This is a genomic window from Streptomyces sp. MP131-18 (assembly GCF_001984575.1).
Lineage (GTDB): Bacteria > Actinomycetota > Actinomycetes > Streptomycetales > Streptomycetaceae > Streptomyces > Streptomyces johnsoniae.
On record NZ_LZNS01000001.1, the window covers coordinates 4,798,062 to 4,810,409 of the forward strand.

Sequence of the window (12,348 nt, forward strand, 5' to 3'; positions counted from 1 at the left end):
CGGCCCTCATCCGCTACGCGGAAGGCGGTTCCTGGCCGCCGCCGCGGCGCCACAGGTCCTCGTAGCGCCGGACGACCGGCGGGTGGCCGGGCAGCGGCTCCGGATGGCCGGCGCGCAGCCCGTCGAGCGCGATCGCCAGGATGCGGTGCGCCGCGTTCTCCTCCTCGGCCGGGCTCGGAGCCGTGGCCCGCGTGCTGAACTTCCCGATCAGCAGCGACACGTCCAGCGCGGTGACGTCCCGGCGCAGCACGCCCGCGGCGTGCGCGCGGGCCACGACCGCCTCGGCCAGCTCCTGGGCGGCACGGGCGGCGCGCCACATGTCCTCGGTCGAGGCGATGGTGCCGGCGAGCGGCGCGAGCGCGCCGAAGCCGAAACCGGCGCAGCGGCGCACGTAACCGGCCAGGCCCTCCCACGGGTCCGGTGCGCGCAGGGCGGCGCGGGCGGCGTCCGCGAGCCGTTCCATGGAGTCGACGCACAGCCGCTGGAGCAGCTCCTCCTTGGTGCGGTAGCGGCGGTAGAGGCTGCCCATGCCGACGCCCGCCCGTTCGGCGACGGCGGAGACGGGCGCGTCGAAGCCCTGGGTGAGGAACACCTCGCGGGCGGCCTCGATGACGGCCCGGTCGTTGCGGGCGGCCGTGGCCTGCGGTCCCGGCTTGCGGCGGGCGGGGGCGTCGGGCATGCCCCGAGGATACGCCTTGCGGAGCGCGGCGCTCCGGGTTACGTTGAGGCCGTGCCATTCGGAGCGGTTCGCTCCGGGTGGTGGCGGCGACGGTTGCGGTGACGGTTGCGGTGGCGGTGCGCGGCCGCGTCCGGAGGGGAGAGACATGCAGGCAGTGATGCTCAGGGAGTTCGGCCCGCCCGACGTGCTGAGGGCCGAGGAAGTCCCTGATCCCGAGCCGGGCCCCGGGCAGGTGCTCGTGCGTGCCGACGTGGTCGGCGTCACCTTCGTCGAGACCCAGACCCGCGCGGGCCGCGGCCCCGTCGCCGCCCACCGCCCCACCCTGCCGGTCATCCCCGGCAACGGCGTCGGCGGCACCGTCACCGCGCTCGGCGCGGGCGCCGACCCGGCGCTGCTCGGGCGCCGCGTCGTCACCACGACCGGCGGCAGCGGCGGCTACGCCGAACTCGTCGCCGTCGACGCCGCCGAGCCGATCCTCGTTCCCGAGGGCCTCGGCACGGCCGAGGCCACCGCGCTGCTCGCCGACGGCCGCACCGCCCTCCTGCTGACCCGCATCGCCGCGCCCGCCACGGGGGAGTGGGTGCTCGTCGAAGCCGCGGGCGGCGGCGTCGGCAGCCTGCTGGTCCAACTCGCCGCGGCGGCGGGCGCGCACGTCATCGCCGCCGCCGGCGGCGAGGCGAAGCTGCGGCTCGCCACCCGCCTCGGCGCCCGCGCCGCCGTCGACTACACCCGGCAGGACTGGCAGGACCGGGTGCGCGACGCCACCGGCGGCGCCGGCCCCGACGTCGTCTTCGACGGCGTCGGCGGCGCCATCGGCACGGCGGCGGCGGGCCTGCTGCGGCCCGGCGGGCGGCTGAGCACGTACGGGCTCGCCGCCGGCGCGGCCTCCGCCGTCGACGAGGCCGAGGCCGCGCGCCGCGGACTGACGCTCCTCGGCTTCGGGCCGCCGCCCGCCCCGGCCGACCTGCGCGCGCTCGCGCGCGACGCGCTGGCCGAGGCCGCCGCGGGCCGGCTGCGGCCGACGATCGGGCAGACGTTCCCACTGGCCGCCGCGGCCGAGGCCCACGCGGCCATCGAGGCCCGAACGACGCTCGGCAAGACCCTGCTGGTCCCGGCCGCCGCGGTCGCGGAGTCGTGACCGGACGCGGCGAGCTGCCCGCGCCGTTCCTCCCCTCCTCCTTGACCCGCCCCCGCGCGTGGGGTCCACTGTGGGCGGCCCGCATGATCACGGACGCGCAAAGGAGAGACGCGTGGGTGACGACCGCGACGACCGGGACGACCGGGACGACCGGGCGGTGTACGAGGTGCTCGACGAGCGGTTCCGCACCGGGCGCTGCACGCTGGGCGATCAGCGGCTCGAAACGCTGCACACCGGATCGCGGTGGGCCGAGGGGCCGCTTTACGTCCCCGCCGCCCGCTTCCTGCTGTGGAGCGACATCCCCAACGACCGGCTGCTGCGCTGGGACGAGACGACCGGCACCGTCGGCGTGTTCCGCAGCCCCGCCGGATTCCCGAACGGCAACACGCTGGACGGCCAGGGCCGCCTCGTCACGTGCGAACAGGGCAACCGGCGCGTCACCCGCACCGAGCACGACGGCTCCGTCACCGTCGTGGCCGACCGTTACCGCGGCAAGCGCCTCAACAGCCCCAACGACGCGGCCGTCGCGTCCGACGGCTCGATCTGGTTCTCCGACCCGGACTTCGGGATCGTGAGCGACTACGAGGGGCACCGCGCCGACAGCGAGATCGGCGCCTGCAACGTCTACCGCGCCGACCCGGACAGCGGCGAGGTCACGCAGGTCGCCGACGGCTTCCGCGGCCCCAACGGCGTGATCTTCTCCGACGACGAGCGCCGCCTGTTCGTCTCCGACAGCCGAGCCGGGCAGATCCGCGTCTTCGACGTGCGGGAGAACGGCACGCTGTCCGACGGCGAGGTGTTCGCCGAGTGCCCCGCGGGCTTCGACAACATCCGCCTGGACGACGCCGGCCGGCTGTGGGCCGCCGCCCTGGCGGACGGCGTCCACTGCTACGACGCGGACGGAACCCTGATCGGACGCCTCCGGGTGCCGGAGACGGTGGCGAACATCCGCTTCGGCGGCGCGCGCCGCAACCGCCTGTTCATCGCCGCGAGCACCACCCTCTACTCGCTGGTGATGAGCGTCACCGGCCCGCCGTCGCAAAGGCGTTGAGACCCGTCAGCTCCGCGGAAAGATCCCACAGCCGTGCCGCCTGCTCCGGGTCGCAGGCGTGTGCGGCGACGCCGGGGACCAGGCCGCCGCCGACCGGGGCGGGCCCGGCCGGCGGCGCGATGTCGCAGTCCTCGCAGTAGACCCCGCCGCGGTCGGCCAGGCGCGGGGAGGTGGCCGCCCACACCTGGGTCGCGGCGCCCTGCTCCGGCGTCTTGAACGTGGGGTTCGTCACGTTCCCCTGCTCGTCGATCCACCCGGCGTCCACCATCTCGGCCTGCGCCAGGTGCCGCTGGAGAGGCGTGAGAATCCCGCCCGGGTGCAGGGAGAACGCCCGCACGCCGTGCGGCCGTCCCAGCGTGTCGAGGTGCAGCGCGAACAGCGCGTTCGCGGTCTTCGCCTGCCCGTAGGCCAGCCACTTGTCGTAGCCGCGCGTGAACTGCACGTCGTCCCACCGCATTCCGGAGTCCTGATGGCCGGCGGAGGACACGGCGACGACGCGGGCGCCGCCGCGTGCGCCGCCGCGTGCGAGCGCCGGCCAGAGCAGGTTGGTGAGCGCGTGGTGGCCGAGGTGGTTGACCGCGAACTGCGCCTCCCAGCCGGGACCCACCCGGGTCTCGGGGCAGGCCATGATGCCCGCGTTGTTGATGAGGAGATCCACACCGCGGCCCGAGTCGAGAACGGCCCGCGCGAACGCGCGGACATCCGCCAGGTCCGCCAGGTCCAGGCGCGCCACCTCCGCGCCGTCGATGCCGGTGACCGCCTCCCGCGCCGCGTCGGCACGCCGGGCCGGAACGATCACCCTCGCACCGGCCCGCGCCAGGGAACGGACCGTCTCAAGACCGAGGCCGGAATAGCCGCCGGTGACGATGGCGAGCTTGCCGGACAGGTCGATGCCGTCGAGGACGTCGTTCGCCGTACTCTGCGCGTCGAAGCCGGAGTTGATGGGCCGCTGGGGGGTGCTCGTGGATGCCATGCCGCGACGCTACGAGTTGGAGCACTCTCGATGTCAATCATCCGCTGTCAGCCGCTGCCGGCCCGTGCCCGCTCCCGCCGGTCCCGGCCGCCCCGCCGGACCGCTGCGAGCCGGACCGTCGGCCGCGGGCGGACCAGAGGGGCGGTCAGCAGGCGGACGGGCGGGGAGGCGAGGACGGCGGCCAGCGCGGCGGAGAGCAGCAGGAGCAGCAGTTGCTCGGCGCCCGAGCCGACCCAGTCGACGGCGAACGCCGCCTCGACGGGCCTGATGACCAGGGGATGCAGCAGGTACATGAACATCCCGCCCGTGCCGAGCGCGGTGACGAACGGGATGCGGCGGCGCGGCGCGAGCCTGAGCATGCTCAGCGCGACGGCGGCCCCGCACGCCAGGATCGCGCCGCGGTCCGTCCAGGCCCAGGGCGACTCCCCCAACCCGCCCTCGCCGTAGGGGCCCCGCAACTTCAGCGCCTCCAGGTCGATCCGGTCCCTGAGCCACCAGGAGACCGCGAACGCCGCCCCGAGCACCGCCGCCGCGGCCCGGCGGCTCCACCGGGCGGACAGCACCCCGGCGAGCGCCCCCTGCCGCAGCTTCCAGCCGAGGAGGAAGAACGGCAGGAACCCGAGTGTCCTGGCCGCGGAGAACTGGAGCCCGAGCGCCGGGAGGTAGCCGCTGACCAGGGCGGCGACCACGGAGGTGGCCAGTGGGTGGGGGAGCCGCGCGAGAAGGGGCAGCGCGGCCCGCCACGTGAGGAGGGACAGCAGGAACCACAGGGACCAGGCGGGCCCCCTTGTCTCGTTCGGCCACTCGCGGTGCGACATCATCCACACCTCGGCGGACTGGAGGCCGACGATCGCCAGGTAGGGCAGCGCGATCGACTCCGCCAGGTGACGGGCGCGGCGCAGCGTCAGCGGCTCCGCGCTGCTGAAATAGCCGGCGAGGAGCGCGAACATCGGCACGCGCATCGCCCACGTCGCGATGTGCAGCCAGCGCAGCCCGTCCCGGTCGGTGATGGTGTCCGCCGCGTGCATGAAGACGACCAGAGTCCCGGCGAGCCGACGGAGGTTGTCCCAGCGCGGGTCCCGGCTCCGTTCCCGCCGTGACGTGCTGGTCCGCTCCGCGGCAGGTCGCATGGTGCCCGTCCCCCTTGCCGCGCCTACTCGATAAGTACGCGGTATGTCATCGCGACGGCGCGGCCCCGCCCGCGCAGGCCCGCCCCGGGGCCCGTGGCCCGGACCCGCACGCAACGTATGTGCGCGGCCCGCCCCGGGGCGTCCCCCGCGGCGCCGAACTCACCGCCTCCCCCGCACGGCGGACGCGCCCCGCCCGCAAGTACGTCGTCGTGGTGCCGCCCCGCCGGCCCGGGGCCCCTTCGGCGCCTGTCATCCGCCGGACCTGCCCGTCCGCCGCCTCCCCACGGCACCCGGGGTCCGCTTCGGGACGGATACCGCATCCACCCCTGGAGCGACGGCAAGTCCGCGATCTTGCCTCTAGGGTCGGCCTGCACCTCCTGTTCCACCTGCTGCTGAGAGAAGACCCCCATGCGGCGACTCGTCGTGCTACTCATCGCCCTGGTCACGCTGTTGCCGCCCGCCGCGACGGCCGGCGACGCCGAACGGGCGCCCCAACTGCCGGACACCCCCGTGGCCCGGCAGCTCTCGTGGCTGCTCGCCGCCTCGCACCGGCTGCCCCTGGCAGAGTCCGAGATGCGCACACACCTGTCCGGTCCGCTCCTCGAATCGCTCGGACCCGACGGCCTCAACGACATGCTCGCCGAGGCCGGCGGCACGAACGGCCTGAGCCTCGACTCCTACCGCGCGCAGCGCGAACCCCGCGCCGGCTCAGAGGCGTACGCCCTCCTCACCGGCGGCACGGGCATACACCACGCCGTCGTGGTGACCGACGCCGACGGAGCCATCGCCTCGCTCTTCCTCACCCCCCTTCCGCACTCGTGGGCGGAGCTGACGGAACGGGCCGCGGCCGTCGCCCCGGATGTCTCCTTCCTCGCCGCCGAAATCGATGAGCCGGAAGAACCCGGGGAGCCGGGGGAGTGCCGGCCGGTGCACACCCTTGCCCCCGACACCCCGCGGCCGATCGCCTCCGCGTTCAAGCTGTACGTGCTCGGTGCCCTCGCCGAGGCGGTGCACTCCGGACGGGCCGAGTGGGACGAGCCGCTGGCGGTGCGCGAGGAGTGGAAGGCGGGGGGCGGCGGCCCTGTTGCGGAGCTGCCCGCGGGCACCCGGCTCACTCTGCGCGAGTACGCGGACCGCATGATCTTCTACAGCGACAACTCGGCGACGGACCACCTGATGCACCGCCTCGGCCGCGGAGCCGTCGAGGCGCAGCAGGCCCGCTTCGGCATGGCCGATCCCGCCGCCAACCTTCCCTTCCTCCTCACTCGCGAAATGTCACAGCTGAAGACGGCCGACTACCCGGTGCACGCCGACGCGTTCGCCGCCCTGGACGAGGACGCGCGCCGCGCCTACCTCGACCACGTGGTGGCCGGACTGCCGGTACCGGACACCATCTGGAGCGAGCCGCGCTCCATCGCCACAATCGAGTGGTACGCCTCGGCGGCCGACCTGTGCCGGGCGTTCGCCGGTCTGCACGCACAGGCGGCACAGCCGGGCCAGGAACCTGTGGACACCTCTCTTTCTCTCATGGGCACCCGCATCCTCGGTCTCGACACGGAGGCCTGGCCGACCGGCTGGTTCAAAGGCGGCTCAGAACCGGGCGTCGTCACCCGCAGTTTCATGGCCGCCTCCGCCACGGGTGAGACCCACGTCGTGTCCGTCCTGGCGAGCGACCCGGAGAACAACGTGAGCGATGCGGCCACGGTCTCCGAACTGCTCGCCCTGTCGGCCGGTGCCTTCCGGCTGATGCAGTAGCACCCCCGCGCCGTCCGCGCCGTCCGCGCCGTCCGCGCCGTCCGCGCCGTCCGCACCGTCCGGAACGGCTGGGGTCGGTGAGGCCGCTGAGGCCGCTGAGGCCGTGTCAGTGGCCGCCGTGCCCCGGCCGCTGGCGCCCGAATGTCATCACCCCGGGCGGCACCACCACGAAGGGCCGCATCATGCCTGTGCCTTCGTGCTCCAGCAGGTGGCAGTGGTACATGAACCGGCCGTGCGCCCCGGAGAACGCACCCATGACCGAGACCAGCTCTCCCGGCCGCACCCGGAAGACATCCTTCCAGCCCAGCTCGTTCGCCTCCAGCGGGATGGCGGCGCCCGGCGCGCTGTTGAACGTGACGGGCTCCCCGGCCCGGGTGCCACCGAGCGCCAGGTCGAAGCCGGTGACGATGTACGGCTCGCGACGCAGCACCTGAAAGGCCGACAGGTGTATGTGCATCGGGTGGACCGGGCCGCCGAGGTGGAGGAAGCTCCACCGCTCGTACTCCCCGTGCGCCACCTTGAAGGTCAGCGCGTCGTCGAACCTCCGGGCCAACCGGCGGTACGTCGTGCTCCTGCCCTCCGCGTCCGTCAGCTGGATCAGGCCGTCCGACGGCGCCCCCGCCGCGCCCTCGGCGACCGCTGCCATCTCCCATATCTCCGGGTGCCCTCCGCCCCCGGCCGTGCCAGGCGGGGTGAGCACGATCAGCCGGTGCGCGCGCACGTGCGTGGTGTCGTGCGGCAGCCGGCGGAAGGAGGACGATGTGACGCCGGGCAGCACAAACCCGTCGTGCACCGGCGCACGGCCCACCCGGAACTCCATGACCTGCGGAAACGGCACGTCACCCGCCGGGTCGTCCTCGCCCGGCAGCACATTGCGCCCGACGTTGGCCAGCCGCACCCGCTGCCCGCGCAGGGCCCGGAAGTCGATCAGCAGATCCATGCGCTCCGCCGGTGCGATGGTCAACCGCGGCAGCGTGTCGTCGAAGTCGACGGCAACCGGCTGCGGCATCAGACCGCCGTCGGAACCGATCTGCTTGATGGCCCCGTGCACCGGCGCCCCCTCCTCGTCGATCAGGACCAGATCGAAGATGCGGGCGTTTGCCGCGTTCAGCAGGCGGAAGCGGTACCAGCGGGGCTCGACGTCGAAGTACGGCCACAGCACGCCGTTGACCAGGGTGTACGGACCGGTGAACGGCAGCGTGACCGCCTTGTCCGTCTCCCCCTCCGCCCCTGCCCCGGCCTCGGTCCCGGCCTTGGTCCCGGTCTCCGCCCCGGTCCCGGCCCGCGCCTCCGGAAGCCGCGGCACCTTGTACAGCAGCTCCCCCGTGGGGCGGCCCTGGCCGTCCACCTCGAAATTGCGGTCCATCAGCATCAGCGGGACCTCGTACTTCCCGCGCGGCAGATGTAGTGCATCCTCCTCGGCGTCACGTACGAGATACATCCCGGCGAGGCCCGCATACACGTTCCACCGGGAGAGGTGCAGGGCGTGGTCGTGGTACCAGAGCGCGGCGGCGCGCTGATCGTTCGGATACTCCGACAGCTGGGCGTCGCCGACCGGCACCCCGTTCTCCGGCCAGCCGTCATTGCCGCCGCCGGTGGCCGCGCCGTGCAGGTGCGTCACCGACCAGGCGGGCAGGTCGGCGACCTCCTTCTCCTCCGCGAAGCCCGGCCCGCGGCCGGCCCGCGCGCTGGACGGCACGTCCGCCACGAACCGCGGCGCGTCCCCGGAAACAGCTGGATAGGCGCTGTCGATCCGATTCCGCCAGCTGACGCGGATGCGCTGGCCGCGCCGCACATCGAACGTCGGACCCGGGAAGTGCCCGTCGTAGGCCCACACGTGCGTCGGCGCCATCTGCGAGTGCAGGCGTACCCATGTCGCCCGCAACTGCACCTCGATGTCCTCCCGCAGCCCCGCGCCGCGCCCAGGACGGAGCGTCGGCGGGATGCGCAGCGGGTCGAGATAGGGCGTCAGCCCGCCGACCGGCTCCGCCTCGGGCCTGGCGTCCCGCAGAACGGCGGGCTCCGGCAGCTCCTCGGCGTCCCGCGGGCCGACGGCCCCCGAGTCGTCGACGGCGTGCATGTAAATGACATCCGGCATGGTCAACCCCCGTGGCATGCCCTGTGCCGCCGACCACCTTCGGCGGCATCCTCTACCCCGCATGACCACTCTTGGCGGTCGTTCGGTTGCCCAGCGAGACCATCAGCGGGCGCGTTCACCTCTTTTTCCAGCCATATCGAGATCTGCCTGCTCCGGCGTTCCGCGGCTGCCCATTCCGTCCTGTCCGGGCGCCGCGGACGGCCGTTCGCGAACTTTTCGCGGCCGCGAAGATGGCCAGAAACCGCGCGCCCAGCGGGTGCCGCTGCCCGCGCCAACCCGCTCGGCCCCGGCGGTCAGCCGGCCCACCGCCCCGACAGGAAGGCGAAAGCGAAGGCGAAGACGGCCGGCAGCGGCACGGCGAGGCGGGCAGACGGCGCCGAACCAGGGGCGGCGCAGGCGGCCAGGCGGCCAGGCCGATCCACAGAGGCCACCACAGGAACAGGAGGTGCCCAGCGCGTTCGGCGTGAGACCGATGTACGCCGCCTCGGGTCGGCGCACGAGCATGGCATGGCCAGGAGTTCGGCCTGGAACCTGCGGGGGGAACCGGTCGTCTGCGTCCGGCCGAAAGCCGCGGGGCACGTGTCGGCCCAGGTCTCACACGGGGCCTCGAAGGTGCGGCGCCGGCCACGGCAGCGGGCGCCAGCACCGCGGGCGCGGGGTGGTGAGGTGGAAGTGATGGGCGACGGCGCGGGCGAGAATGAGACCGCTGACGCGCACGGCCGTGGCCAGAGCGGTCAGGGTGGGCGCACCCCCGCCCCCGCACGCCGCCCGCGCGGAGGAAGCGCCGCCTTCGCGCCGCCTTCGCGCCGCCTTCGCGCCGCCTACTCGGCCACCGCGGCGACCGCCTCGATCTCGACCAGCTGGTCGTCGTAGCCGAGCACGGTGACCCCCATCAGCGTGCTGGGAACGTCGTGTTCGCCGAACGCGTCGCGGACCACCTCCCAGGCGGCCACCAAGTCCGCCTGCGAGGAGGAGGCGACGAGCACCCGCGTGCTGATGACGTCCTCGATCGCCGCGCCGGCGTCCGCGAGGGCGACCCGCAGATTGGCGACGGACTTCGCCGCCTGCCCCGCGTAGTCACCGACCGCGGCCGTGGTGCCGTCCCCGTTCAGCGGGCAGGCCCCGGCGAGGAAGATCAGCCGGGCCCCGGCTGGCGCCGTGGCGGCATAGGCGTACTCGGCAACGTCGGAAAGGGTGGCGGAACGGATCAGGCGGACGGCACGGCTCACGGCGTGCTCCCTCCGAGACGACGGCACGACGCGTCAATTGTCCCAATCACGCACGCCTCACGCGCGTCAGTTTCCCCGTGCGCCCCCAGGGCCGCCGTTTCCGCCCCCGACTGCCGCGCCGCCCGCGGCCCTCAGTGACTGCCGTCCGGCGCCACCCGCGGCCCCGTCACGGGAGTGTTCTGCGCGACCCTGACGCGCCAGCCGTCCTCCTCGTTCCGCACCAGCGTCATCATCAGAACGGCCTCCATGGGATCGCCGTCCCGCGCCTCGACGGGCCGCCCGTCCGCGTCCGCCGTCCGCTGCCGCGCGTGGACCACGGCGATGCCCCGGGTCAGGAAGACGGTGCTCTCGATCAGATACGTCACGCGAACGTGCTCCAGCACCCCACCCGGCGCGAAGACGAACGCCTGGGCCCGGTAGAGCTGTTCGGCGCCGAACACCAGGCCGCCACCGAAGTTCACGAAGATCGCGTCCGGGCTGAAAAGGGCGTTCATCGCCCGTGCGTCATTGCTGTTGAACGCGGCTTCGTACCGCCGCACAACGTCGGCGATTTCGGCGGTCTCGGCGGTCTCGGCGGTCTCGGCGGTCGCCGAGGCGGGGGAGTCGGTCATGGTGCGTCCGTCCTGTTCCTGGGTGCCGACGGCGGCGGGGCGCGCCGTGGGCGGTGTGCACGGCCGCCGCCGAGCCTCTTACTTCAACCCCTCTTGAAGTCAACCTCCGGGCGCCCCGGAGCGCAGCAGTACGCGGGCTGCCTCCTTCGCCTGCCGCGCGGGCTCCGCGGAGCCGGTCATGGCGGCGGACACCATCGCGCCGTCGGCCAGCATGGCGATCTGCGCCGCGAGCACGGAGGAGCCGCCGGCCTCCGCGACCAGCTCGCCCAGGCGGTTACGCACCGCCTCCTTGTGCGCGCGTGCGATGTCGGCGACGCCCGCCGAGGTGCCGCCCATCTCGCCGAAGGAGTTGATGAAGACGCAGCCGCGGAAGTCCGGCTGCCCGAACCAGTGGTGCAGGTGGTCGAAAAGCGCCAGCACCCGCTCGGCCGGCGACTCCCGTGTCGCCGTGAGTGCCGCGATGTCCGACCGCACCTCCAGGTCCCTGCGCTGCAACACCGCCTCCACCAGGTCCGTCTTGGACGGGAACAACTGGTACGCGCGCTTCAGGGACACCCCGGACGCGCCGCGGATGGCGTCCATGCCCACGGCCTGGACGCCGCGTTCGTTGAACAGCGTGGCGGCGGCGTCGAGCAGTCGTTCCCGCGCGGTTTCCGTATCCATTCCCATCCCGAAGTTCTAGACGTCTTGCATGGAGAACCAGCGTTCTCTAGGGTAGCGGACAGCAGGAGAACGACCGTTCTCCTGCTGTCCGCCCACCCCCGGAGGACCTGTGTCCGCGTTCACCGTCCGCCACCGCACCGCAGTCATCGACGGCCTGACCGTCGCCTACCGGGAGGCCGGCGACCCGGCCCGCCCCACCCTCGTGCTCCTGCACGGTTTTCCGTCCAGCTCGCACATGTACCGCGGCCTCCTCGCCGAACTCGCCGACGCCTACCACCTCGTCGCCCCCGACCACATCGGATTCGGACAGTCCGACGCGCCGCCCGCCGACGCGTTCGCCTACAGCTTCGAACGCCTGACGGAGATCACCCGCAAACTCCTCGACCACCTCGGCCTGGACCGCTTCGCGCTTTACATGCAGGACTACGGAGCACCGATCGGCCTGCGCCTCGCCTCCCGCAGCCCCGAGCGCGTCACCGCGCTGATCAGCCAGAACGGCAACGCCTACACCGAGGGGTTCACGCCCTTCTGGGAGCCGCTGTTCGCGCATGCCAAGGACCGTGCGGGGAACGAAGCGGCGATGCGCAACTTCCTCACCGCGGAGGCGACGCACTGGCAGTACACGCACGGCGTGCCCGCCGACCGGCTCGAACGGATCGCCCCCGAGAGCTGGACCCTCGACCAGGCGGGGCTCGACCGGCCAGGAAACGACGCCATTCAACTCCAGCTGTTCTGGGACTATCAGTTCAACCTCGACGCCTACCCGGCGTTCCAGGCGTACTTCCGCACCCACCGCCCGCCCACGCTTGTCGCATGGGGCCGCAACGACGAGATCTTCGCCCCGGCCGGCGCCGAGGCGTACGCCCGCGACCTGCCGGACGCCGAGATCCACCTCCTCGACACCGGCCACTTTGCCCTTGAGACACACGGGCCGGAAATCGCCGCTCTCATCCGCGCATTCCTGCCGCGCGCGCTCGACCGCGCTCCGCGGCGCTGAGGACCGGGCGCCAAAACCAGGTGA

At 73.3% G+C, this 12,348-nt stretch carries 11 protein-coding genes; 4 read left to right on the forward strand and 7 right to left on the reverse strand.

The genetic code is table 11. The annotated features are described in order from the left end of the window. Positions 1 to 13: 13 nt before the first annotated feature. Entirely contained in the window at positions 14 to 679 is a 666-nt protein-coding gene (locus STBA_RS21820; protein ID WP_079252082.1) for a TetR/AcrR family transcriptional regulator, read from the reverse strand. Positions 680 to 824: 145 nt separating this feature from the next. Here STBA_RS21820 and STBA_RS21825 point away from each other — a divergent pair, with 145 nt between their 5' ends. Further along, on the forward strand, positions 825 to 1,817 hold the full coding sequence (locus STBA_RS21825; RefSeq protein WP_077060873.1) for a zinc-binding dehydrogenase: 993 nt from the start codon (positions 825 to 827) through the stop codon (positions 1,815 to 1,817). A 112-nt stretch (positions 1,818 to 1,929) separates the two neighbouring features. After that, positions 1,930 to 2,868 (forward strand): SMP-30/gluconolactonase/LRE family protein, encoded by a 939-nt coding sequence (locus tag STBA_RS21830; protein WP_253194902.1) that lies wholly within the window; start codon positions 1,930 to 1,932, stop codon positions 2,866 to 2,868. On the opposite strand, the gene STBA_RS21835 is transcribed toward STBA_RS21830, so the two are convergent. Together STBA_RS21835 and STBA_RS21840 are read right to left on the reverse strand one after the other, a co-directional pair. Next, a complete protein-coding gene (locus STBA_RS21835; protein WP_077060874.1) occupies positions 2,840 to 3,841 on the reverse strand; it encodes an SDR family NAD(P)-dependent oxidoreductase in 1,002 nt (333 codons plus the stop codon). The genes STBA_RS21830 and STBA_RS21835 overlap by 29 nt on opposite strands. Before the next feature lie 47 nt (positions 3,842 to 3,888). Then, complete coding sequence (locus STBA_RS21840; RefSeq protein WP_077060875.1) at positions 3,889 to 4,971, reverse strand: acyltransferase family protein; 1,083 nt, start codon at positions 4,969 to 4,971, stop codon at positions 3,889 to 3,891. A 408-nt stretch (positions 4,972 to 5,379) separates the two neighbouring features. On the opposite strand from STBA_RS21840, the gene STBA_RS21845 reads away from it, so the two are divergent. Beyond that, the gene (locus tag STBA_RS21845; protein WP_077060876.1) at positions 5,380 to 6,726 is read left to right on the forward strand and encodes a serine hydrolase; all 1,347 of its coding nucleotides are present in this window, start codon (positions 5,380 to 5,382) and stop codon (positions 6,724 to 6,726) included. A 106-nt stretch (positions 6,727 to 6,832) separates the two neighbouring features. Here STBA_RS21845 and STBA_RS21850 read toward each other — a convergent pair whose 3' ends face one another. The 4 genes from STBA_RS21850 to STBA_RS21865 form a co-directional block, all read right to left on the reverse strand. After that, positions 6,833 to 8,824 (reverse strand): multicopper oxidase domain-containing protein, encoded by a 1,992-nt coding sequence (locus STBA_RS21850; protein WP_077060877.1) that lies wholly within the window; start codon positions 8,822 to 8,824, stop codon positions 6,833 to 6,835. A gap of 821 nt (positions 8,825 to 9,645) precedes the next feature. Beyond that, on the reverse strand, positions 9,646 to 10,053 hold the full coding sequence (locus tag STBA_RS21855) for a Rid family hydrolase (RefSeq protein WP_077060878.1): 408 nt from the start codon (positions 10,051 to 10,053) through the stop codon (positions 9,646 to 9,648). Between the two features lie 131 nt (positions 10,054 to 10,184). Further along, positions 10,185 to 10,664 carry an SgcJ/EcaC family oxidoreductase gene (locus STBA_RS21860; RefSeq protein ID WP_077060879.1) on the reverse strand — a complete coding sequence of 160 codons (480 nt, stop codon included), beginning with the start codon at positions 10,662 to 10,664 and terminating at the stop codon, positions 10,185 to 10,187. Between the two features lie 99 nt (positions 10,665 to 10,763). Beyond that, positions 10,764 to 11,327: a TetR/AcrR family transcriptional regulator gene (locus STBA_RS21865; RefSeq protein ID WP_077060880.1), complete on the reverse strand. Its 564-nt coding sequence runs from the start codon at positions 11,325 to 11,327 to the stop codon at positions 10,764 to 10,766. Between the two features lie 109 nt (positions 11,328 to 11,436). Here STBA_RS21865 and STBA_RS21870 point away from each other — a divergent pair, with 109 nt between their 5' ends. Beyond that, entirely contained in the window at positions 11,437 to 12,324 is an 888-nt protein-coding gene (locus STBA_RS21870) for an alpha/beta hydrolase (RefSeq protein WP_077060881.1), read from the forward strand. Positions 12,325 to 12,348: the final 24 nt, after the last annotated feature.